14 protein-coding genes are annotated in these 19,162 nt (G+C 72.8%); 8 read left to right on the top strand and 6 right to left on the bottom strand.

What is annotated here, in order from left to right:
• The first annotated feature begins 106 nt into the window (after positions 1-106).
• From ABZT74_RS09050 to ABZT74_RS09040, 3 genes are read left to right on the top strand one after another with little or no spacing between them, the layout of a single operon-like run.
• Positions 107-376 (top strand): hypothetical protein, encoded by a 270-nt coding sequence (locus ABZT74_RS09050; RefSeq protein WP_355863365.1) that lies wholly within the window; start codon positions 107-109, stop codon positions 374-376.
• Positions 377-2,548: a 4-alpha-glucanotransferase gene (malQ, locus tag ABZT74_RS09045; RefSeq protein ID WP_356433847.1), complete on the top strand. Its 2,172-nt coding sequence runs from the start codon at positions 377-379 to the stop codon at positions 2,546-2,548.
• Positions 2,549-2,605: 57 nt separating this feature from the next.
• On the top strand, positions 2,606-2,845 hold the full coding sequence (locus ABZT74_RS09040; RefSeq protein ID WP_355863369.1) for a hypothetical protein: 240 nt from the start codon (positions 2,606-2,608) through the stop codon (positions 2,843-2,845).
• Positions 2,846-2,968: 123 nt separating this feature from the next.
• Here the strand turns inward: ABZT74_RS09040 and ABZT74_RS09035 are convergent, their stop codons facing one another.
• Entirely contained in the window at positions 2,969-3,466 is a 498-nt protein-coding gene (locus ABZT74_RS09035) for a MarR family transcriptional regulator (RefSeq protein ID WP_356172101.1), read from the bottom strand.
• Positions 3,467-3,620: 154 nt separating this feature from the next.
• Between ABZT74_RS09035 and ABZT74_RS09030 the strand changes: the two genes are divergently transcribed.
• Complete coding sequence (locus ABZT74_RS09030) at positions 3,621-4,586, top strand: EamA family transporter (RefSeq protein WP_356433846.1); 966 nt, start codon at positions 3,621-3,623, stop codon at positions 4,584-4,586.
• A gap of 65 nt (positions 4,587-4,651) precedes the next feature.
• On the opposite strand, the gene ABZT74_RS09025 is transcribed toward ABZT74_RS09030, so the two are convergent.
• Complete coding sequence (locus ABZT74_RS09025) at positions 4,652-5,128, bottom strand: DUF1203 domain-containing protein (RefSeq protein WP_356172107.1); 477 nt, start codon at positions 5,126-5,128, stop codon at positions 4,652-4,654.
• Positions 5,129-5,240: 112 nt separating this feature from the next.
• Between ABZT74_RS09025 and pepN the strand changes: the two genes are divergently transcribed.
• A complete protein-coding gene (pepN, locus tag ABZT74_RS09020) occupies positions 5,241-7,820 on the top strand; it encodes an aminopeptidase N (protein ID WP_356172110.1) in 2,580 nt (859 codons plus the stop codon).
• 133 nt (positions 7,821-7,953) lie between these two features.
• Here pepN and ABZT74_RS09015 read toward each other — a convergent pair whose 3' ends face one another.
• From ABZT74_RS09015 to ABZT74_RS09005, 3 genes are all read right to left on the bottom strand, one after another.
• Positions 7,954-8,730 carry an SDR family oxidoreductase gene (locus ABZT74_RS09015; RefSeq protein WP_356433845.1) on the bottom strand — a complete coding sequence of 259 codons (777 nt, stop codon included), beginning with the start codon at positions 8,728-8,730 and terminating at the stop codon, positions 7,954-7,956.
• A 171-nt stretch (positions 8,731-8,901) separates the two neighbouring features.
• The gene (locus ABZT74_RS09010; protein ID WP_356433844.1) at positions 8,902-10,296 is read right to left on the bottom strand and encodes a sigma-70 family RNA polymerase sigma factor; all 1,395 of its coding nucleotides are present in this window, start codon (positions 10,294-10,296) and stop codon (positions 8,902-8,904) included.
• A 236-nt stretch (positions 10,297-10,532) separates the two neighbouring features.
• Complete coding sequence (locus ABZT74_RS09005; RefSeq protein WP_356172819.1) at positions 10,533-11,558, bottom strand: aspartate-semialdehyde dehydrogenase; 1,026 nt, start codon at positions 11,556-11,558, stop codon at positions 10,533-10,535.
• Between the two features lie 305 nt (positions 11,559-11,863).
• Between ABZT74_RS09005 and ABZT74_RS09000 the strand changes: the two genes are divergently transcribed.
• A complete protein-coding gene (locus tag ABZT74_RS09000; protein WP_355863386.1) occupies positions 11,864-12,391 on the top strand; it encodes a sigma-70 family RNA polymerase sigma factor in 528 nt (175 codons plus the stop codon).
• Between the two features lies 1 nt (position 12,392).
• Positions 12,393-13,205, top strand: coding sequence for a hypothetical protein (locus tag ABZT74_RS08995; protein ID WP_356433843.1), 813 nt, complete (start codon positions 12,393-12,395; stop codon positions 13,203-13,205).
• Between the two features lie 188 nt (positions 13,206-13,393).
• Here the strand turns inward: ABZT74_RS08995 and ABZT74_RS08990 are convergent, their stop codons facing one another.
• Positions 13,394-16,702, bottom strand: coding sequence for a S8 family serine peptidase (locus tag ABZT74_RS08990; RefSeq protein ID WP_356434069.1), 3,309 nt, complete (start codon positions 16,700-16,702; stop codon positions 13,394-13,396).
• A gap of 598 nt (positions 16,703-17,300) precedes the next feature.
• On the opposite strand from ABZT74_RS08990, the gene ABZT74_RS08985 reads away from it, so the two are divergent.
• Positions 17,301-19,085 (top strand): TIGR03767 family metallophosphoesterase, encoded by a 1,785-nt coding sequence (locus ABZT74_RS08985; protein ID WP_356172824.1) that lies wholly within the window; start codon positions 17,301-17,303, stop codon positions 19,083-19,085.
• The last annotated feature ends 77 nt before the right edge of the window (positions 19,086-19,162 follow it).

The following is a 19,162-nucleotide window of genomic DNA, read 5'->3' as shown; positions in this document are numbered from 1 at the left end:
GGGTAGGGCTGCGGTGACCGCCTGGGCATGCCTTTCCGGCAGCGGCACGCCGCCGACCGCCGGAATGCCCTCGGATGCCGTACCCGACTCGACCAAGGAGGCCCCCGTGGCCGCATCGGCTCACCTGCTTCTCTCGGCCCTGTCCAAACGCGACGCGGAGCCGTCCGTCCCCGGCCAGCGCGGCGGACGCGCGTCCGCCGAGCCCGAGGGCGCCGGCCTCTGCCTGCTCAGCGCGGAGGGCGCCCGCACGGAGCTGCCGCTGACCAGCGAACCCCCGCTGCCCGACGCGGAACCCCTGACCAGCGAGCCGCCGCTGGCCGACGCCGCGCACCTGACGAGCGAGCCCACCTCCACCGGCGCCGCGTCGGGGTTCTAGATGGCATCGAGTGGGCCCGCCGAGCCGCAGCGGACGCCATCGGAACCGGCAGCGCGGACACCCCTGTCCCGGCTCGCCGAACTGCACGGCGTCGCCCCCGCCTACAGCCCCTCCCCGGACCGCACGGTCGCCGCCTCGGACGCCGCGCTCGTCGCGATCCTCGCCGCCCTCGGCGTCGACGCGAGCACCCCGGACGCCGTCACCGCCTCCCTCGCCCGCCACGAGACCGAAGCGTCCCGCCGCCTGCTGCCGCCGACCGTGGTCTGCTGGGGCGGCCTGGCCCCCGCCGGGGTCGACGCGCTGCCCGACGGCACCCGGCTGCGCGTCACCACCGAACAGGGCGAGACCCGCGCCTCCGCCGAGGGCCTCCCCCCCGGCGTCCACACCCTGCACGCCACCGCGCCCGACGGCCGCACCGCCGACGCCCACCTCGTCGTCGCCCCCACCCGGCTGCCCGCGCCGCCCGGACGCACGTACGGCCTGCTCGTCCAGCTCTACTCCCTCCTCTCCCGCCGCTCCTGGGGCATGGGCGACCTCGGGGACCTCGCCGAGCTGACCGCCTGGGCGGGACGCGCGCTCGGCGCCGGATTCGTGCAGGTCAACCCGTTGCACGCGGCCGTGCCCGGCGACCCCACCGACCCCTCTCCCTACCGGCCCTCCTCCCGGCGCTTCCCCGACCCCGTGCACCTGCGCGTCGAGGACATTCCCGAGTACCCGTACGCCGAGGACCGCGAGCGGCTGCGCACGGTGCTGGAGCGGGCCGAGCAGCTGCGCGAATCCGTGCTGAGCAAGGGCGCGTTGATCGACCGTGACGCCGTCTGGGAACTCAAGTGCGAGGCGCTGGAAGCGGTGCACGCCGTGCCGCTCGGCCCCGGCCGGCGGGCCGCCTACGCCGACTTCCTCGCTGAGGAGGGCCAGGCGCTGGAGGACCACGCCACCTGGTGCGCGCTCGCCGAGGCGCACGGCTCCGACTGGCGGAACTGGCCCGCCGGGCTGCGCGATCCGCGCTCGCCGGAGACCGCCCGCGCGCGCGGCGAGCTGATGGACCGGGTCGACTTCCACAGCAGGCTCGCCTGGCTCACCGACGCCCAGCTCGCCGCCGCCCAGCGCTCGGCGCGCGACGCGGGCATGGCCGTGGGTCTCGTCCACGACCTCGCCGTCGGCGTCCACCCGGACGGGGCCGACGCCTGGGCGCAGCAGGAGCACTTCGCGGCCGGCATGTCCGTGGGCGCGCCCCCGGACGCCTTCAACGCGCGCGGCCAGGACTGGGGTCTGCCGCCCTGGCGGCCCGACCGGCTCGCCGCGTCCGGATACGCCCCCTACCGCCGCCTCCTGCGCGCCCTCCTGCGGCACGCGGGCGCGCTGCGCATCGACCACGTCATGGGCCTGTTCCGGCTCTGGTGGGTCCCCCAGGGGCAGCCGCCGACCGAGGGCTCCTACGTCCGCTACGACGCCGAGGCCATGCTCGCGATCCTGGTCCTGGAGGCCTCGCGGGCCGGGACCCTGGTGATCGGCGAGGACCTCGGCACGGTCGAACCCGGCGTGCGCGAGACGCTCCAGGAACGCGGTGTGCTCGGCACCTCCGTGCTGTGGTTCGAGCGGGACTGGGAGGGCGACGGGCACCCGCTGCCTCCCGAGAGCTGGCGCGCCGACTGTCTGGCCACCGTCACCACCCACGACCTGCCGTCCACCGCGGCCCGGCTCACCGGTGAACACGTCGAACTGCGCGCCAGTCTCGGCCTGTTGCTCGGCTCGCTCGACGAGGAGCGGGCGGCCGCCGCGGCGGACACCCGGGAGTGGCTCGCCGTGCTGGGCCGGCTCGGGCTGCTGCGCGGCACGACCGGTGGCAGCCCCGCGTCGGCCGAGGAGGCCGAGATCCAGGCCGTGCACCGCTTCCTGCTGCGCACCCCGGCCCACATGATCGGCGTCTGGCTGCCGGACGCCGTCGGGGACCGGCGCCCGCAGAACCTTCCCGGCACCTGGGACCAGTACCCCAACTGGCGGTTGCCCATCGCCGACGCCGAAGGCCGTCCGGTGACCCTGGAGGACCTCGCCGCGTCACCCCGGCTGCACGCCCTCCTGGAGGTCGTCCGGGCGGAGAGCGGCCCGGGAGGGGCCGTCGGCGGCGACGTGGGCGCGGGGCCCTCGCAGGGGTCGGGAGGGGGGCCGTGACCTCCGTACGGCACCCCCGGGCGCGCGCGTCATTCAGGTGTTCGCTACGTTTGCACCGTGGACAAGAAGAACGCTCTGCGCGCCGGTGCCCTGGCCGCCGGTACGACGCTGATGATGCTGCTCATGTCGTCCCCCGCGCTCGCGCTGACCCGCGACGACGGTGACGACCCCGGCCACGGGCTGAGCGTGCTCGACACGCTGGGTCTCTATGTCGCGGCGCCGATCGTGCTGTTCCTGGTCATCGCCGGCCTGGTGATGGTCCTGGACAAGTCCCACAAGCAGCCGAAGCAGGGCTGAGCGCCGCTCGCCCCACCGCCTCTCTCCGTCGAGGGAGTTCCCACACCCACCGGGTGCGGGGACTCCCTCGACGCGTTTGCGCGGGTCCTCCGGGGGCTGCGCCTCGGGCGTTCCCGGGCGGCCTCAGTCGGTGGTCGCGGCCAGCAACGGGCGCAGCAGGGCGGCCAATTGGGTGGCCTGGTCGCCGTCGAGGGCCGAGAGCGCGGCCGTCTGGACGGCGAGTCCGGTGCCCACCGCCTCGTCGATCAGCCGCAGGCCCTCGTCCGTCAGGGTGACCTGGAGGCCTCGCCGGTCGTGCGGATCGGGGGACCGGCGGAGCAGCCCGGCGCGCTCCAGCTTGTCCAGCCGCCCGGTCATGCCGCCGGTGGTGAGCATGAGCGTGGCCGAGAGCTGACGGGGCGAGAGCGTGTACGGGGCGTCCGAGCGGCGCAGGGTCGCCAGGACGTCGAACTCCCCGCGCGAGATCCCGTACCGCGCGTAGGCCTTCTCCATGCGGTCGCCCAGCGTCCGCGAGATACGGAAGACGCGCCCGAAGACCTCCATCGCGGCGGTGTCGAGGTCCGGGCGGACCGTGGCCCACTGCTCGATGATCGCGTCGACGGGGTCCTGGGGGGTGCTCATGGGGCGAGTATCCGCCGCGTCGCAGGTGGCCCGCAAGAAAGTAGCTCGCAAGGGAGTGGATCGGAAGCAAGTGGGTCACCGGAAAGCGGATCACCGGCAACTTGATCAGTATCAAGCATCTTGCGGCTGATTAGCTTAGGGCTAAGCTAAATACATGGCCACGAACCGCTTCGCCCTGACGGCGCTCACCGCGCTCGCCCCCGTCTCCTGGGGCAGCACCTACGCGGTCACCACCGAGTTCCTGCCCGCCGACCGGCCGCTGTTCACGGCCGCGCTGCGCGCCCTGCCCGCCGGGCTGCTGCTCCTCGCGCTCGCCCGTGTGCTGCCGCGGGGCGTCTGGTGGGGGAAGGCGGCCCTGCTGGGCGCGCTGAACATCGGCGCGTTCTTCCCGCTGCTGTTCCTCTCCGCGTACCGGCTGCCCGGCGGCATGGCGGCCGTCGTGGGCTCGGTCGGGCCGCTGTTCGTGGCGGGGCTCTCCGTGCCGCTGCTCGGCGAGCGGCCGACCCCGCGCACGCTCCTCACCGGCGTCGCCGCCGCGCTCGGCGTCAGCCTCGTCGTCCTGAAGACCGCGGGTGCGCTGGACCCCGTCGGGGCCCTCGCGGCGCTCGCCTCCGCCGCGTCGATGTCCGCGGGCACGGTGCTCACCAAGCGCTGGGGCCGGCCGGACGGGGTCGGCCCGCTCGCGCTGACCGCCTGGCAGCTGACCGCGGGCGGGCTGCTGATCGTGCCCCTCGCCCTCGTCGCCGAGGGGGCTCCGCCCGCCCTGGACGGCCGCGCGGTGGGCGGCTACCTGTACCTCGCGCTGGCGAACACGGCGATCGCGTACTGGCTCTGGTTCCGCGGCATCGGCCGGCTGACCGCCACTCAGGTCACCTTCCTCGGACCGCTCTCGCCGCTGACCGCCGCGGTCATCGGCTGGGCCGCCCTGGGGCAGAGCCTCACCCCGCCGCAACTGGCCGGCATGGGGCTGGCGTTCGGGGCCACGGTCCTCGGCCAGCTGAGGACCCGCGGGCCCGCCACCGCCACCGTCGCCGCTTCCGCCGAGGCGGAGGCCGAGGACACGCGGCAGGCCCCCGACGCCGCGGTTCCGCTCGGCAGGGTGCCCGAAAGGATGCGCTGAACCCGGCGGTCCCCGGCGTGCGGCTCCAGGACCGTGGGCGGACGCCCCACCCCGGGGTGGGCCCGTCAGCCCCGTTCCACCTCGTACAGGAAGCAGCCGTACTCCACCGCCCGCACCTGGACGAGGCACACCCCGGGGTCGGTGAAGGCCGTCGTGAAGGCCTGCTGGAACGCGTCGGGTGTCTCCACCAGTTCGCCGCCCAGGATGTGCCCCTCGGCCGAGTAGCGGCGCAGGACGCGGTGGGCGTTCGTGAAGGGGAGTTCCCCGCCGGCCGGGCCCGCGCAGTCGCCGGCGTGGACGAAGACCGGACCCTGCTCGTCGTACGCGCCCGGGTCGGTGCCGGTCTCCGCGGCCCGGCGGCGCAGCGGGGCGTAGGAGACGAGGGCGATGCGCTCGCCGGGTTCGCTGCGGCGCAGGCAGCAGCGCAGCGGCGCGCCGCCCTCCGGATCGGTCAGCGGGGCGGCCGGACGGCCGGCGTCGTCGCTGTCGAGGAGCTCCTTCAGGACGGTCGGGGGGATGGGTCGCGCGGTGTACGTCGTCATGGCTCCAGGCTCGCGCCCGCGCGGGCCGGGCACCGGCGGGAAACGGACATCGCCTTCCGTGCGGGTCCCGTGGAAGGATGGCGCAACCCACACATAACGAGGAGATGACCGCGTGCCTGGCACAAACCTGACCCGCGAAGAGGCGCAGCAGCGCGCGAAGCTGCTCACCGTTGACTCGTACGAGGTCGATCTCGACCTCTCCGGCGCGCAGGAGGGCGGCACCTACAGGTCCGTGACCACGGTGCGCTTCGACTCCGCCGAGGACGGCGCCGAGTCGTTCATCGACCTGGTCGCCCCGACCGTCCACGAGGTCACCCTCAACGGCGACCCGCTCGACCCGGCCCAGGTCTTCGAGGACTCGCGGATCGCCCTGCCCTCGCTGCTCCAGGGCCGCAACGTCCTGCGTGTCGTCGCGGACTGCGCGTACACCAACACCGGTGAGGGTCTGCACCGGTTCGTCGACCCCGTCGACCAGCAGGCCTACCTCTACACCCAGTTCGAGGTGCCGGACGCCCGCCGTGTCTTCGCGTCCTTCGAGCAGCCGGACCTGAAGGCGACCTTCCAGTTCACCGTGAAGGCGCCGTCCGGCTGGACGGTCATCTCCAACTCGCCGACGCCGGAGCCCAAGGACGACGTCTGGGCCTTCGAGCCGACGCCGCGGATCTCGTCGTACATCACCGCCCTGATCGTCGGCCCGTACCACTCGGTGCACAGCGTGTACGAGAAGGACGGACAGTCCGTGCCGCTGGGCATCTACTGCCGTCCCTCGCTCGCCGAGTTCCTCGACTCGGACGCGATCTTCGAGGTCACCCGGCAGGGCTTCGACTGGTTCCAGGAGAAGTTCGACTACGCGTACCCGTTCAAGAAGTACGACCAGCTCTTCGTGCCCGAGTTCAACGCGGGCGCGATGGAGAACGCGGGCGCGGTCACCATCCGCGACCAGTACGTGTTCCGCTCCAAGGTCACCGACGCCGCCTACGAGCTGCGCGCCGAGACGATCCTGCACGAGCTCGCCCACATGTGGTTCGGCGACCTCGTCACCATGGAGTGGTGGAACGACCTGTGGCTGAACGAGTCGTTCGCCACCTACACCTCCATCGCCTGCCAGGCCCACCACGCGGACAGCCGGTGGCCGCACTCCTGGACCACCTTCGCCAACTCGATGAAGACGTGGGCCTACCGGCAGGACCAGCTGCCCTCCACCCACCCGATCATGGCGGAGATCGGCGACCTCGACGACGTGCTCGTCAACTTCGACGGCATCACGTACGCCAAGGGCGCCTCGGTCCTCAAGCAGCTCGTCGCCTACGTCGGCATGGACGAGTTCTTCAGCGGCGTCCAGGCCTACTTCAAGGCCCACGCGTTCGGGAACACCCGTCTGTCCGACCTCCTCGGCGCGCTGGAGCAGACCTCCGGACGCGACCTCGGGACCTGGTCGCAGAAGTGGCTCCAGACCGCCGGCATCAACATCCTGCGCCCGGAGATCGAGACCGACGCCGACGGCGTCATCACCGCCTTCGCCGTCCGCCAGGAGGCCCCGGCGCTGCCCGCCGGCGCCCAGGGCGAGCCCACGCTGCGCCCGCACCGCATCGCGGTCGGCCTCTACGACCTCGACGGCGGCAGCGGCAAGCTGGTCCGCGGCGAGCGCGTCGAGCTGGACGTCGACGGGGAGCTGACCGCCGTGCCGCAGCTCGTCGGCAAGCGCCGCCCCGACGTGATCCTGCTCAACGACGACGACCTCTCGTACGCCAAGGTCCGCCTCGACGAGGACTCGCTGGCCTTCGTCACCGAGCACCTCGGCGACTTCGAGTCCTCCCTGCCGCGCGCCCTGTGCTGGGCCTCGGCCTGGGACATGACCCGCGACGCCGAACTCCCCACCCGCGACTACCTCGCCCTGGTGCTGTCCGGCATCGGCAAGGAGTCCGACATCGGTGTCGTCCAGTCGCTGCACCGTCAGGTGAAGCTCGCGATCGAGCTGTACGCCGACCCGACGGCCCGCGAGGCGCTGCTGACCCGCTGGACGGACGCGACGCTTGCCCACCTGCGCGCGGCCGAGGCCGGCAGCGACCACCAGCTCGCCTGGGCGCGCGCCTTCGCGGCGACCGCCCGTACGCCCGAGCAGCTCGACCTCCTGGAGGCGCTCCTCGAGGGCCGAGAGACGGTCGAGGGCCTCGCCGTGGACACCGAGCTGCGCTGGGCGTTCGTGGAGCGGCTCGCCGCCGTCGGACGCTTCGACGAGGCGGAGATCGCCGCCGAGTACGAGCGGGACAGGACCGCCGCCGGTGAGCGGCACGCGGCCACCGCCCGGGCGGCCCGGCCGACCGAGGAGGCGAAGGCGGAGGCGTGGGCCTCGGTCGTCGAGTCCGACAAGCTCCCCAACGCCGTGCAGGAAGCGGTGATCGGCGGCTTCGTCCAGACCGACCAGCGCGAGCTGCTCGCCCCGTACACGGACAAGTTCTTCGCCGTGGTCAAGGAGATCTGGGACGGCCGCTCGCACGAGATCGCGCAGCAGGTCGCCGTCGGCCTCTACCCGTCCGTGCAGGTCTCCGAGGAGACCCTCGCCAGGACGGACGACTGGCTGGCCTCGGCCGAGCCCAGCGCCGCCCTGCGCCGTCTCGTCTCGGAGTCCCGCTCCGGCGTCGAGCGCGCGCTGAAGGCCCAGGCGGCCGACGCGCGGGCGGCGACCGCCTAGGACGTGCCCGACGGGAAACCGTGACGGCGGGCGGGGGGACCGGACCGGTCTCCCCGCCCGCCGTCGTCCGCCCGCCGTCGTCCGCCCGCCGTCGTGTTCCGCCCGCCGTTGTCACCCCGCCGGTGGGCGACCGTCAGTGGGGGACCATCCCGCCCGTCACGTTGACGAACGTGCCCGTGATGCCGCCCGCCAGGTCCGAGGCGAGGAACGCGGCCGTGGCGGCGATCTCGGCGAGGGTCGGGTTGCGGCGGGTCATGCGCATCCCGGCGAGGTTCGCGAGCAGCCCCTGGAGGGCCGCGTCGTCCAGGTTCATGTCGCTGTCGACGGCGGCGAGCTTCTCCCGGGTCAGCGTCTCGGGCACCCCGGCCGCCCACAGGCCCACGACCCGCAGGCCGTGCGGTCCCTGCTCGGTCGCCAGGTTCCGCACCAGGGTGTCGATCGCCGCGTCCGCCGGACCGGTGCCGCCCATCATCGGACTGCCGTGCGCGGAGCCGCTGTCGAGGGTGAGGACCACGCCCGAGCCGGACCGGGCCATGCGCCGGGCGGCGGCGCGGGCGGTGATGAAGGTGGTGCGGATGCCGGTCTCGACGGGCCGCACGAAGTCCTCGACGGACAGGTCGACCAGCGGCCGGCCCTGCACGTCGCCGCGCGTCACCAGGTTGAAGGAGATGTCGAGGGCGTCCAGCGAGGCGATGTGCGCCTCGACGGCCGCCTCGTCCAGCGCGTCGAGCACCGCGGTCTCGGCGTACCCGCCCGCCGCCGTGATGTCCTTGGCCACCGTCTCCAGCGTGTCCGCCGTCCGCCCCACCAGGTGCACCCGGGCGCCCTCGCGGGCGAAGGTGCGGGCAACGGCGCCGCCGATGGATCCGCCCGCGCCGTAGACGACCGCGGTCTTGTCGGTGAGCAGCATGGTGATCTCCTGAGGTGTTCGTTCGCCGTATGGGTCCTGTGACCTGTTCGGCCGGCCGTGCCGGTCGGCCGTACGTGTCGGTCATACAGACGCCGCGCCCCCGCCCCACTCATCGGTCGGCGCCCGGCATGCGGCGCCGCCCCGTTCACCGGACGGCTCCCGGCGGACCGCTCAGCGGTCCGCCGGGAGCCGCAGCGGCAGCCCGAACGCGGGGAACAGGTGCGGCTCGAACGAGGTGATCTCCACGATGCGGTCGCCCTCGATGCGCAGGACGTCCAGGACCTGGGCGCGGTGGACGGTCGTGCCCGGGCGCCGCACGTAACCTCCGGCCGCGAGCTGTCCGTTGGCCCGTGCGGGCAGGTGGCGCCAGTGTCCGAGGAACATCGGGGAGGCGGGGTCCAGGCTGATCCGCAGGAACTCGGTGATCGCGTCGCGGCCCACGAACCAGAACGGGTTCGGCGGCATGGTGAGCGCGATGTCCTCGCTGAGCAGGTCGGTGAACCGGGTGAGGTCGAGACTCTCGGCGGCGGCCATGTAGCGGCGCAGGACCTCCCGCTCCCGGGCGTCGGTCCCGGTGGTCCACTCGGTGCGGCGGCGGGGCAGCCGGTCACGCAGGGTGGGCCGGGCCCGCTGCAGGGCGCTGTTGACCGAGGCCACCGTCATCTCCAGGGCCTCGGCCGTCTCGGCGGCGGACAGCCCGAGGACGTCCCGCAGGACCAGCACGGCGCGCTGGCGGGCCGGCAGATGCTGGATGGCGGCCAGGAAGACCAGCTCCAGGGTCTCCCTGGAGACGGCGTGGGCGTCCGGCTGCTCCTCGGCCGAGGGCAGGTCCTCGTCCGGGTAGGGCTGCAGCCAGGTGACGCGGGCCGGCGGCTCGGCGCTGCCGTGGTTCATGCCGGGGAGCGGCTCGTAGCGCTGCGGGCGGCGGGCCGTGCGCCGCTGGAGGTCCAGACAGGCGTTGGTGGCGATCCGGTACAGCCAGGTCCGTACGCTCGCCTTCCCGGCGTAGCCCTCGCGGGCCCGCCACGCGCGCAGGAACGTCTCCTGCACGAGGTCCTCCGCGTCGTCGTAGGACCCCGACATGCGGTAGCAGTGCACGCGCAGTTCGCGCCGGTACGGCTCGACGAGCACGGCGAAGTCGCTCTCGGCGAGGACGGGGTCCGCCCCGGAGCCGTGCCGCAGGGCACCCGCACGTCCGGGGGAGGCGTCGGGGGCCGGTTCCGCGGGATCGCGTGGCGGCGGCGATTTCGTCACGGAGTCGGATGTGACGGAATCGGCCTTCGCGCTGTCCCGGGCGACCCGGGCGATGCGGCGCAGCTGTCCGACCGAGGAGGCCAGGTCGGTCACGCCGGAGTAGAAGACCGACGCGGGCTGCGGCACCAGGTCCTCGACCTGCCGGCCGATCGCGTCGATCAGTCCGCGCACGGTGTCGGCGGGTGCCGCCCGGCGGTCCCGGTACGCCTTCTGCCGGCAGGCCGCCGAGCAGTACACGGAGGCGCGTCCCGTACGGCCGGCCCGTCCGGGCAGGGGCTTCCCACAGCTGCGGCACACGGTGTCGGCGACCACGGGGACCTCCGGGCTCCTTCGTCACGCGGGGACGACGTGACGGTATCGGCTGCGGCGCCCGGCGCACCGCACAAGCGCCGTATCGGCCGGGTCCGAGGCGCCGGGGATGTCCGAGGCGTTCGGGGGTGCCCGGAGGTCCGCGCGGACCGGAGACCGTGCCGGGCCGCCGGACGCGGGAGGGGCGGGGCGCCGACCAGCGCCCCGCCCCTCCCGCGTCCGTCCGGTGGCCCGCGATGTCAGCCCCGGCGGTCCTTCAGCTCGGCCGCGACCAGCTCCGCGATCTGGACCGCGTTCAGCGCGGCGCCCTTGCGGAGGTTGTCGCCCGAGACGAACAGGGCGAGGCCGTTCTCGGCGGTCTCGTCCGGGCGGATACGGCCGACGAACGAGGCGTCCTTGCCGGCGGCCTGGAGGGGCGTCGGGATGTCGGAGAGGACGACACCCGGGGCGCCGGCGAGCAGCTCGGTGGCGCGCTCGGCGGAGAGCGGGCGGGCGAAGCGGGCGTTCACCTGGAGGGAGTGGCCGGAGAAGACCGGGACCCGGACGCAGGTGCCGGAGACCTTGAGGGCGGGGATCTCCAGGATCTTGCGGGACTCGTTGCGGAGCTTCTGCTCCTCGTCGGTCTCGTTCAGGCCGTCGTCGACGACGGAGCCGGCGAGCGGGAGCACGTTGAACGCGATGGGGCGCTTGTAGACCTGCGGCTCGGGGAAGTCGACCGCCTCGCCGTCGTGGGTCAGCTTGTCCGCCTCGGCGACGACCTTGAGGGCCTGGCCGTGCAGTTCCGCCACTCCCGCGACGCCGGAGCCGGACACCGCCTGGTAGGTGGCGACGACGAGCGCTTCCAGGCCCGCCTCCTCGTGCAGCGGCTTCAGGACCGGCATCGCGGCCATCGTCGTGCAGTTCGGGTTGGCGATGATGCCCTTGGGGCGGTCGGCGATCGCGTGCGGGTTCACCTCGGAGACGACGAGGGGGACCTCGGGGTCCTTGCGCCAGGCGGAGGAGTTGTCGATCACGACGGCGCCCTGCGCGGCGACCTTCTCGGCCAGTGCCTTCGCGGTCGTGCCGCCCGCGGAGAAGAGCACGATGTCCAGGCCGGAGTAGTCCGCCGTGGAAGCGTCCTCCACCGTGATCCCGTCGACGACCGTCCCGGCCGAGCGGGCCGAGGCGAACAGGCGCAGCTCGTCGACCGGGAAGTCCCGCTCGACGAGGATCCTGCGCATGACTGTGCCGACCTGACCGGTGGCTCCGACGATTCCGACCCTCACGGCGAACTCCCTCTGCGTGCGTTTTACGTGGTCCAGCGTTTCCATCATGCGTCTGACCCGGGCCCGCGTGTCCAATCCTTTCGTCGCGCCGTCCGAGGGACGGGACGCCTCCGGAGGGCCCCGGGAGCCCGATCCTGCGGCGGCAGGACGCCCGGGTACGAGGAAATCGTCCCGCGACGACGGGGAACCGCAAGCCGTACGGTGTGGGACCCGTCATGGTTTCCGGTCCGGTGTGACGTACGACTCGAAGCGGGCCGAACGTTTCGGCCCGCACCGGCGTCCTAGGGGAAACGCGGGAGGGGAGGGTGGCTGTGCTGCGCAGAAAGCCACGCCGCGCACCGGGGGCGGACGACCCCCTGGACGCGGCGCAGGAACGCCGGGTGCGGGCCGTGCTCGCGCTCGGCGGAGTGCCCCAGGCGGACCTGCCGGACGGGGTCCAACAGGTGCGGCTGCGGCTGCTGGAGCGGGCGGCCAAGGGGGACGAGGCGCCACGCGACGTGTCGGCCTGGGCGGCGGTCGTCGCCTCGAACCTGGCGATGGACTGGCACCGGGCCAAGCGCCGGCAGGAGCGGCTGGGGGAACGCCTCGCCTCGCTGCGACAGTTGGAGCAGCCCTCCGACGAGGAGTCCAGCGTGCTCGCGCTCGCCGTCGCACAGGGCCTGGACGAACTGCCGGACGCCCAGCGTCAGGTCGTCGTCCTGCGGTTCTACGCCGATCTGCCCGTGCGCGAGATCGCCGACGAACTCGGCGTACCCGAGGGCACGGTCAAGAGCAGGCTGCACACGGCGGTCCGCGCGCTGCGCGCCCGCCTGCACGAGGACGAGGTGGTGTGACGTGGCCGACTACGAAGGGGTCGACGCGCTGCTGGCCGCGATCACGGACGCGTCACTGCCCCAGGGCGCCCGCGACGACGTCGTGTTCATGGCCGAGCATCGTGCGGCCCGCGAGGACGTGGACATGCTCCGGGAGCAGTTGATCATCATCGGGGACGCCCTGGCGGACCCGGGGAACAGCCCCGAACCCGCCGGCGCCGCGAAGAAGGCCAGGAAGGCCGAGAAGGCGAAGGAGTCCGAGAAGTCCGGGAGGCCGGCCGGGTCCAGGACGTCCACGGCCACCGGGCGGCCGGGACAGGGCCGTCCCGCGGGTGCCCCGGGCCGCTCCCGGCGACGCGGTGCGTTCGCCGTCGGCGCCCTCGCGGCGGCCGCGGTGGCCTCGCTGGTCGTCGGCATGGGCTGGCTGGTCGCGCAGGGCGGGGCCGGGGTCGGAGACGCCACCAGTGACGCCAAGACGGGTCGGGGCGACAGCGCGGGGAGTCTGCTCAGCGCGCCGGGCTACATCGCCTGCTCCCGGCTCATCGCCGAGGGCACGGTCGCCCGGGTGAGCCAGGAGCCCGGCACCGGGCAGGACCGGATCACCCTCGACGTCTACCACTACTACAAGCCGGCCAAGGGCGAGAAGCAGGTCAGCTTCCTGATGGAGAGGAACGTCGACCCCCGGCTGCACCAGGGCGACGAGGTGCTGGTCGGCATCCCGCGCGACGCGGCCGGCCCCGACATCTGGACCACGGGGGACGAGGCCATCGCCCGCGAACGCTCCTGGATCGTCAAGGCTCTGCCCGAGTCCCGCGGTATGGAGTGCGGGGAGTGAGAGGCCGCCCGTCCCGCGGCCGGCGAACGGCCGGCACGGGCCGCGGGCGGTGACGGGTGGCCCGGGGCGCGGACGTGACGGACGGCCCCGGTGCCGCGTGGCGGCCGTGCGCACACGACAGGGCGGGCGCCCGTTTCCGGACGCCCGCCCCGTGCCCGTACCGCTCATGCGGCCGGAGGCCTACGCCGTCACGGCGTGACCTTCTCGATCTTCACGCTGCCGGTGCCCGCGACGGTGCCGTGCGCGTTCACCAGCTGGACCTGCCCGAAGAACTCGCGTCCCTCGGGCGCGGCCGCGGCGGCGGTGACCGAACCGGACACCGTGGCCGAGGCGCCGGTGGCGAGCTTCACCGGGGTGGAGTCGTCGACCGTGACCGCGCCGAGCGCGCTGGAGAAGAACACGTCCAGGTAGTCGTACGCGGTCGAGCCCGACGGGACCGAGTAGCCCGCGACCTCGACGGTGTACGTGCCGGCGGCGGGGGAGGCGATGGAGACGGCCTCCTCCGAGTCACCGTCCGCGGACTGTCCGACGACCGTCCCGGCGGCGTCGTACACCGTCAGGTCCAGGTCGGCGGCGGTGTCCGAGACGTTGCCGATGGACACGTCGAGCGACGCGGCGCCCGCGGGCACCTCGACCGTGGTGGTCTGCGTCGCGCCGTCGGCGATGGTCGGCCGGGTGCTCTTCGAGGAGCCGAGCGGACCGCCCTTCAGCTTGCCGTCGATCGCGGCGAAGTTGTTCGTCACCTTCCAGGAGGCGGTGGACGGGACGCCCACCTTGGCCTCGGGGACGGTCACGACCGCCGGGTCGAACGCCGCGCCGAGCACGGCGACGTCGAGCTTGTACGGGTTGTCGAGCAGCGGCGAGGTGCGGCGCGCCTCGACCTCGATCTCCCAGACGCCGGCCTGCGGGTCCGCGTACGAACGCACGTCGGGCTTGCAGCCGTTGCCGTCGAGGTAGTTGTTGTAGCAGTACGGGGTGCCGGTGTCCTCGACCGGAACGCCGTACGGGTGGATCGAGATGAACCGGGTCTGGCTCTTGTCCTTCAGCCCGCCGATGGCCACCTCGAGCGCCGAGGCGCCCTCGGGGACCGTGACGAAGTAGGACGTGGTGCTGTTGCGCTGCACCGAACCGGACGCCTTGTAGGTGTACTTGACCGGCGAGGAGACGACGACGGTCGACAGGATCTGCTTGTCGACGCCCTCGGTCCGCGGGTCGTCGACCTCGAGGATCGCGCTCTTGAGACCGGCCGACCGGGGGGCCGCCTGGACCTTGACGGTCACCGGCTGGTTCAGCGGGAGCCTGACCTCGTCCGAGCCGACGATGCGGAAGGTGCCCTCGGCGTTGTTCTCGAAGTGCAGCTCGTGCCGGATCGCCCGGTCCTCGCCCGACGTCCGCGTGACGGTGACGTCGTACGTCTTGCGCTCGCCGGCCTTGAGGCCGCCCTCGCGGTCGTACAGGCCGGTGCCGAAGCCCGGTGTCTTCAGCGCGTAGTCGATCGCGGTGTCGACCGGCGCCTTCACGGTGTAGTCGTGGGCGGTGGCGCCGTCACGGATCGAGTCCCAGGCGTCGGGGATGTTGATGAGACCCGCACCCTCCTCGTACGCCTGGACGCCCTTGATGTGGTCGGCGGTCGACGTCAGGGCGGTGCGCAGGGTGGCCGGGGTGAGGCCGAGGCCCTTCTGCTTCGCGGCGCTGATCAGCAGGGCGGAGGCGCCCGCGGCCTGCGGCGACGCCATCGAGGTGCCCTGGAGCATCGAGTAGCCGGCCGGCAGGGTGTAGCCCGCCTCGGCGACCGGGGAGCCCGGCAGCCAGGTCTGGGTGGAGTTGATGGAGGCGCCGGGCGCGGTCAGCGTCGGCGTGAAGCCGCCGTCCTCACGCGGGCCGCGCGAGGAGAAGGGCAGCAGCGCGTACTTCTTCTCCACCTGCGAGCCGTAGTTGGACGCCCAGGTCTCCTTGGAGATGGAGGCGGCGACCGAGATGACCTTGTCGGCCAGGCCCGGGTCGCCGATGGTGTTCGCGCCGGGGCCGGAGTTGCCCGCGGAGATCACCAGCTGCACGCCGTAGGTGTCGATGAGGCGCGTGTAGAGCTCGCTGCGCGCGTTGTTGCCGTCGTTGAGCGCCGGCAGACCGCCGATGGACATGTTGACGATGTCGACGCCGCGGTTGGCGACGAGGTCGATCATGCCCTCGGTGAGCGCGATGTTGGTGCAGCCGCCGGTCCAGGTGCAGGCGCGCGAGGAGACGATCTTCGCGCCGGGCGCGGCACCGTTCATCTTCCCGCCGAACAGGCCGTTCGCGGAGGTGATGCCCGCGACGTGGGTGCCGTGCTCGGACTCGATGACGCCGATGTTGACGAAGTCGCGCTTCTGGCCGACCCAGTCGCCGCCGTACGGGTCCATCGGGACGTCCTTGCGGATCTCCACGACGAAGGGCTGGCGCTCGACGACGTCCGTCGCCGGGTTGTCGGTACCGAAGTAGCCGATCTGGAAGCCGTCCTTGTACGGCTTCATCGGCTTGTCGTCGGTGAAGTCCGCGTTGTTGTTCAGGTCGACGGTGACCGTGCCCGCCGCCGCGTCGTAGAGCACGCCCCACGCGTCGGTGGTGTCGCCGTCGCGGTTCGCGTCGCCCTTGGCGTCGCCGCCCGCCGTCGCCGACTCGCGGAAGGTGCTGATCTCGTACGAGCCCGCCGGCGCCGTCCAGGTCCGGCCGCTGTACGTGAAGGTGGGCCCGGCCACCGGGGTGGTCATCGGGCGCCAGGTCGCGTCGCTGTCGAGGATCGGGTCCGTCGAGGTCACCCAGTCGACGATCTTGCGCTCGCCCGTGGTGGTCTTCTGGAGCGCGGGGTGGCCGAGGTCGACGCCCGAGTCCAGGATGCCGATGGTGACCCCGCGGCCGTCCGCCTTCGGGTGGTCCTTCACGAAGTCGACGGCACCCGTCTCGAAGGACGGGTTGTACGGGTTCTCGGCGGGGGTGCTCTTGCCGGGGGCCCGGTACGTGGTGGCCGTGGCGGTGTTGCTGCCGTGCTTCGCGGTGTCGGCGCTCGGCGTCGGGTCGTCCAGCGCGATCTCCTGGCGCAGGTCGATCCCGTGCACGGAGGACAGTTTCGCGGCGGCGGCGATGGCCGCGTCCGCCCGGCCCGTCGGGACGGTCGCCCGGACGTAGCCGAGCTTGTCGTAGGAGCGGCCCACCGAACCGCCCTTGACCGCGTCCAGCTCCTTGGCGACCTCTTCGGTCCGGCCGGGAGCCGTGGCGATCATCATGGTGACGTTCTTGTCGCCGTTGGCCTTGGCCTCGGTGAGGAGGTCCGCGTCGCTCGAACCGAGCTTGGCGGCGGCGGACTTGGTGCCCGGGTCGGCCGTGGGCGTCGCCTGGGCCGCGGAGAAGGCCATGGGTATCGGCCCGGCCGCGGAGAGGGCGGCCACCAGGCCCGCGGCCACGGCGATGCGGGCCACGCGTCTCGCGCCGGATATCGGAGCTCGCTGAGGGTCGGAGATCATCTGCATCCCTTGTAGGTAAAGGAACGAGCGTGGAGCGTCCGGTTCCGCCGGTTGTGACGGACCGGTCGCGACAGTCCGGTATGTGGACCCGGATGACCGCTCAGCTTTACCTAAGGGGCAGTTGTTTGGGGAGAGTTGACCGAGGCGGGATGAAGCCATGGCGTACTTCCGCCATGCGTCACGTCGCTGATACACCGTTATGGTTGGATATGCGGCGTGATACAGGTGTCTGCCTTTGTCGATTCGGCGCTCTTTCGTGCACGTGCGGTGGCTGGACCCTTCCGTGCGGTGACCGCGGGACGCGCCTGGGCGTCGTCGCGCGCGCCGTCCCGAGGGGCGGGAGCCGCGCCGCGCGGAGGCGATGAGGCTCCCCCTACCCCGCAAGATGAACGCGGAGTGACCGGCCCCGGGCGGTTCGGACAGGGCTCCATGGACGCACAGGGTGCGCCAAGATCCACGTACGGTGATCGGCGCCGGGCGTTGCTGCCGAGTTAACGCGCAGGTCACCCCCGCTGCCAACCATCCATGGTGAGCGGGGTGTTCGTCTCGACCGCCCCGCGACCACAGCCGACGCGTTCGCACTCGGGGAGACCGCGCCATGTCGCGCACACGCTCTGTCGCCGCCGTACCCGCTCTCAACCGCCGCACCCTGCTGGCCGCCACCGGAGCCCTGTCGCTCTCCGCCGGCGTCGGCCTCGCCCTGCGCCCGGGGGCCCCGGCGCACGCCGCGACCCCGGGACGGGAGACCGTCGCCGACTCCGTCGCCCAGTCCGAGGCCCGGTCGGCGGCCGTCACTCCGCTCGCCCCGCCCGAACTGGTCCCCTACACCCGCGGCACCACGCTGCGCGGCGTCGCCGTCCCGCGCTCCGGCACCCCCGGATACCGGCGGCTCGGCGACGGCGCCGGCTGGCAGCGCGTCGTCCGGGACGAACTGGCCGCGGGCAAGAAGGGCCGCGCCGACCGGCGCACCGCGCTCGCCTCGTTCGTGCAGCTCACCGACCTGCACCTGACCGACGCCCAGCACCCGCTGCGCCTGGAGTACCTGCGCGCCCAGAACAAGAGCTTCTGGCGCCCCCAGGAGACCCTGACCGTCGCCGGAGCCGTCTCCCTCGTGGAGCGGGTCAACTCGCTGCGCGGAGCCCCCGTCACCGGCTCCCCGCTGCACTTCGTCATGACCACCGGCGACAACACGGACAACAACTCCAAGACAGAGCTGAACTGGTTCCTGAAGGTCATGAGCGGCGGTCGCATCAGCCCGAACAGCGGCGACCCGCGGCACTACGAGGGGGTCCAGGCCAGCGGCCTCAAGACCTACTGGCAGCCGGACGCGGCCCTGCGCGACGCCGACAAGCAACTCGGGTTCCCGCGCATCCAGGGGTTCCTGCAGGCCGCCATCGGCGAGCTGCGCAGCCCCGGCCTGAGCCTGCCCTGGTACTCCACCGTCGGCAACCACGACGCGCTCCCGCTGGGCTGCTACGGCACGCGAGGCGACTCGTACCTCACCGAGTTCGCCGTCGGCGGCAAGAAGCTGATGTCCCTGGGCGCGGCGGAGTGCGACAAGCTCGCCAAGAGCATGAAGAAGGGCAGCAGCCCCAAGGGCGCCGAGGTGCACGCGCTGCTCAAGGCGCACACGCGGCAGATGCGCTCGGTCACCCCGGACGAGAACCGGGCCCCGTTCACGCCCGCCGAGTACCTCAAGGCCCACCTCGACCCCGCGCACACCGGTCCGGGCCCGATCGGCCACGGCTACTCCTCCGCCAACCTCTCCGCGGGCACCCAGTACTACTCGTTCCGCATCGCCGAGGACGTCATCGGCGTCAGCCTCGACACCACGGACCCCGGCGGCCACTACGAGGGGTCCATCGGGACGGCGCAACTGCGCTGGCTGGAGAAGACGCTGCGCGAGAACAAGGACGCCTACGTCATCGTCTTCAGCCACCACACCAGCAAGACGATGCGCAACATGAACGCCGACCCGGCCCACCCCGGCGAGAAGCGGCACGGCGGGGACGAGGTCGTCGCCCTCCTCGCGAGCTTCAGCAACGTGCTGGCCTGGGTGAACGGTCACTCCCACAAGAACGACATCACCCCGCACGCAGCCCCCGGCAACCGCTCCTTCTGGGAGATCTCCACCGCCTCGCACGTCGACTTCCCCCAGCTCGCCCGCATCATCGAGCTGGTCGACAACGAGGACGGCACGCTCTCCCTGTTCACCACCCTCATCGAGTCCGCCGCCCCGCACGCCACGGACTTCTCCGACCTCAGCCAGACGGGCCTGGCCGCGCTCTACCGCGAACTGTCCTTCAACACGCCCGGGGCCCGCACCGACCTCGCCGGCACCTCGCGCGACCGCAACACGGAGCTGATCCTGAAGAAGGGCTGAAAAGCGCTCAACCGGCCCGGACCGGGCAACCCCGCGCCGCGTTCCCGGGTCCGTTCCCCCGACCACGTTCGACAGTG

Source organism: Streptomyces sp. NPDC005302, from assembly GCF_040607345.1.
Classification (GTDB): domain Bacteria; phylum Actinomycetota; class Actinomycetes; order Streptomycetales; family Streptomycetaceae; genus Streptomyces.
Note: the sequence above shows the minus strand (reverse complement) of the source record. Positions and strands in the feature narration are given on the sequence as shown.

What these genes read in the sequence shown, in the direction of transcription:
- ABZT74_RS09015 (WP_356433845.1), bottom strand. Translation starts at nt 8,730, where the DNA reads ATGCTGCTCACCGACAAGACCGCGGTCGTCTACGGCGCGGGCGGATCC.
- ABZT74_RS08985 (WP_356172824.1), top strand. Translation starts at nt 17,301, where the DNA reads ATGTCGCGCACACGCTCTGTCGCCGCCGTACCCGCTCTCAACCGCCGC.
- ABZT74_RS08990 (WP_356434069.1), bottom strand. Translation starts at nt 16,702, where the DNA reads ATGATCTCCGACCCTCAGCGAGCTCCGATATCCGGCGCGAGACGCGTG.
- ABZT74_RS09025 (WP_356172107.1), bottom strand. Translation starts at nt 5,128, where the DNA reads ATGACGACGTACACCGCGCGACCCATCCCCCCGACCGTCCTGAAGGAG.
- ABZT74_RS09030 (WP_356433846.1), top strand. Translation starts at nt 3,621, where the DNA reads ATGGCCACGAACCGCTTCGCCCTGACGGCGCTCACCGCGCTCGCCCCC.
- ABZT74_RS09035 (WP_356172101.1), bottom strand. Translation starts at nt 3,466, where the DNA reads ATGAGCACCCCCCAGGACCCCGTCGACGCGATCATCGAGCAGTGGGCC.
- malQ (WP_356433847.1), top strand. Translation starts at nt 377, where the DNA reads ATGGCATCGAGTGGGCCCGCCGAGCCGCAGCGGACGCCATCGGAACCG.